Here is a 2,955-nt window from a genome sequence, read left to right on the forward strand (position 1 = left end):
CACCGGAGCGGCAGGTGCCGAGCCGGCTGCCCGGCGCCGACGGCAACACCGAGTTCTTCCTGCTGCTGCGGCCCGTCGGCTGAACCAACTCGCAGCGCCGACGTCACCTGCTGGACACCTGCGCTCCGGCCCGAGGACAGCGACCGCCGGTTGGCTGTCGGCGACCCCGCGACGGTGCGGGCCGCCAGCCACGGAAGGACCCCCGATGACCCAGCCGAACCAGCCCCCCGCCCCCGCGACACCGGAGGCGACCGACCCCTCGTGCGGTGACGTCGGCCGACGCCACTTCCTGGCCGGCACCGGCCTGGCCGCCGCGGCCGTCACCCTCGGGGCCGGGATGAACGGCCTGGGCGCCGCCCCGGCGCGCGCGGAGAGCAAGAGCCCGCTGACCTTCCGCGACCACACGTTCCGGATCGTGCAGTTCAACGACACCCAGGACGACGAGCGCATCGACCGCCGCACCATCGAGCTGATGGAGAAGGTGCTCGACTCCGAGAAGCCGGACCTGGTGGTGCTCAACGGCGACAACATCACCGGCGGCTGCGAGGACGAGCGCGCCATGCGCCAGGCGATGAACAACGTCGTGGTGCCGATGGAGGAGCGCGGCATCCCCTGGGTGCTCACCTACGGCAACCACGACGAGGACTCCACCCCGCAGGGCGGCCTGGACGAGGAGGAGATGCTCGACATCTACCGCTCCTACCCGCACAACCACAACGAGCCGAGCCCCGAGGGCGTCACCGGCTCGGGCAACATGGCGCTCACCATCCGCGCCACCGACCGGCGCCAGGGTGCGGCGTTCACCCTCTTCCTGCTCGACAGCGGCCGCTACGCCCCGGCTCAGGTCGCCGGCCAGGACTTCTCGGGCTACCCGACCTGGGACTGGGTGCGGATGAACCAGGTCGAGTGGTACTGCCAGACCTCCCGTGCGCTGGAGAAGCGCTGGCGCAAGAAGGTGCCGGCGCTGATGTTCATCCACATCCCGCTGTGGGAGCACCGCTTCATGTGGTTCGGCGGGGTGGACGAGCGCAACGGCGGCAACCACGAGGCCGCGGTGGTGCGCCACTCGATCACCGGTGAGCGCAACGAGGACGAGTGCCCCGGGCCGGTCAACAGCGGCCTGTTCAGCGCCATCCTCGACCGCGGCGATGTCAAGGGCGTCTTCTGCGGCCACGACCACGTCAACACCTACTGCGGCAACTACTACGGGGTGCTGCTGGGCTACTCCGGCAACACCGGCTTCGGCACCTACGGCCTGTCCGGCGCCGAGCGCAACCGGCTGCGGGGCGCGCGGGTGTTCGACCTCGACGACCGCACCGACGACGTCCTGGTCGGGACCCGGATGGTCTTCGCTGCCGACTACGGCATCGACCTCACCGCCGACGACCAGCCGATCGAGCCGCTGCCGCTGCCCGGCGAGCGCTGAGCCCACCGGCGAGCCGTCCACAGATGCCGGGGAGCGGACGGGTGGCGGTGGTGCCGGGCCGTAGGGTGAGCGCGTGAGCGACCCGCAGCCCGGCACCACCCGCCCGACCGCGCGACGGGTCGCCGTGCTGACCCACACCGGACGCCGGATGGCGGTCGAGGCGGCCGTCCGCTTCGTCACCGGTCTCAGCCGTCACGGCATCACCGCCCTCGTCCCGTGCGAGGACGCCGACCTGCTGCAGGAGCGCTGCACCGACGGGCTGATCGAGCCCTTCGAGCCCCGCGACGTCGCCGTCCACGACGGCTGCGAGCTGGCCGTGGTCTTCGGCGGCGACGGCACCATCCTGCGCGGCGCGGAGTGGGCGGTGCCGGCCGAGGTGCCGCTGCTCGGGGTCAACCTGGGCCACGTCGGTTTCCTCGCCGAGGCCGAGTCCAGCGAGATCGACACCGTGGTGGAGCACGTGGTGTCGGGGGACTGGCGGCTGGAGGAGCGCGTGGTGATCGAGGTCTCGGTCACCACCCCCGACGGCGACGGGCCGTCCTGGACGACCTTCGCGGTCAACGAGGTGTCGCTGGAGAAGGCCTCGCGGGAGAAGATGCTGGAGACGATGGTCGAGATCGACCGCCGTCCGCTCTCGCGCTGGTCCTGCGACGGGGTGCTGGTCGCCACCCCGACCGGCTCCACCGCGTACGCCTTCTCCGCCGGCGGGCCGGTGATGTGGCCCGGGGTGGAGGCGCTGCTGCTGGTGCCGCTCAGCGCCCACGCGCTGTTCGCCCGACCGCTGGTGCTCGACCCGTCCTCCACCATCCGGATCGAGATCCTCGGCGAGTCGAAGGCGGCCGGGGTGGTCTGGTGCGACGGGCGCCGCTCCAGCGAGGTGCTGTCGGGCACCGTGGTGGAGATCCAGCGCAGCGACCACCGGCTGCGGCTGGCCCGGCTCACCCGGGCCCCCTTCACCGACCGGCTGGTGAGCAAGTTCGGGCTGCGGGTGGAGGGCTGGCGCGGCGGCCGGGAGGTGCTGTCGTGATCACCGAGCTCAGCATCACCGACCTCGGCGTGATCGACGCCGCCGAGCTCGAGCTGCACCCGGGGCTGACCGTGGTCACCGGCGAGACCGGGGCCGGCAAGACGATGGTGGTCACCGGGCTCGGCCTGCTGCTGGGTGGGCGCGCCGACCGGTCCGCGGTCCGCGTCGGGGCCGAGCGGGCCCGGGTCGAGGGCCGCTTCGCCGGGCTGCCCGGGCTGGTCCGCGACCGGGTCGTCGAGGGCGGCGGCGAGCTCGACGACGACGAGCTGCTGATCAGCCGCCAGCTGACCACCGCCGGACGCACCCGCTGCTGGCTCGGCGGCGCCCAGGTCACCGCCGCCCAGTGCGCGGAGGTGGCCTCGGAGCTGATCGCCATCCACGGCCAGGCCGAGCAGGTGCGGCTGTCCCGCCCCGAACGCCAGCGCGAGCTGCTCGACCAGGCCGCCGACCCGGCGCTGCGCCAGGTGCTCACCGACTACCGCGGCTGCTTCGAGCGTCGCCG

At 72.9% G+C, this 2,955-nt stretch carries 3 protein-coding genes; all 3 read left to right on the top strand.

All coding sequences use genetic code 11. The features are described 5' to 3' along the window. Positions 1 to 205: 205 nt before the first annotated feature. Positions 206 to 1,426 (top strand): metallophosphoesterase family protein, encoded by a 1,221-nt coding sequence (locus tag DVA66_RS18930; RefSeq protein WP_114561407.1) that lies wholly within the window; start codon positions 206 to 208, stop codon positions 1,424 to 1,426. Between the two features lie 73 nt (positions 1,427 to 1,499). Continuing rightward, the gene (locus tag DVA66_RS18935) at positions 1,500 to 2,453 is read left to right on the top strand and encodes an NAD kinase (RefSeq protein ID WP_269801646.1); all 954 of its coding nucleotides are present in this window, start codon (positions 1,500 to 1,502) and stop codon (positions 2,451 to 2,453) included. Next, the coding region (locus DVA66_RS18940) for an AAA family ATPase (protein WP_157974141.1) at positions 2,450 to 2,955 on the top strand (506 nt) is incomplete at its 3' end. The genes DVA66_RS18935 and DVA66_RS18940, both read left to right, overlap by 4 nt.

It is taken from the genome of Desertihabitans aurantiacus (genome assembly GCF_003344635.1).
GTDB classification, from domain to species: Bacteria; Actinomycetota; Actinomycetes; order Propionibacteriales; family Propionibacteriaceae; genus Desertihabitans; species Desertihabitans aurantiacus.

Excerpts from the sequence above, each read along its gene's own strand:
- DVA66_RS18930 (WP_114561407.1), top strand. The coding sequence starts at position 206 with ATGACCCAGCCGAACCAGCCCCCCGCCCCCGCGACACCGGAGGCGACC.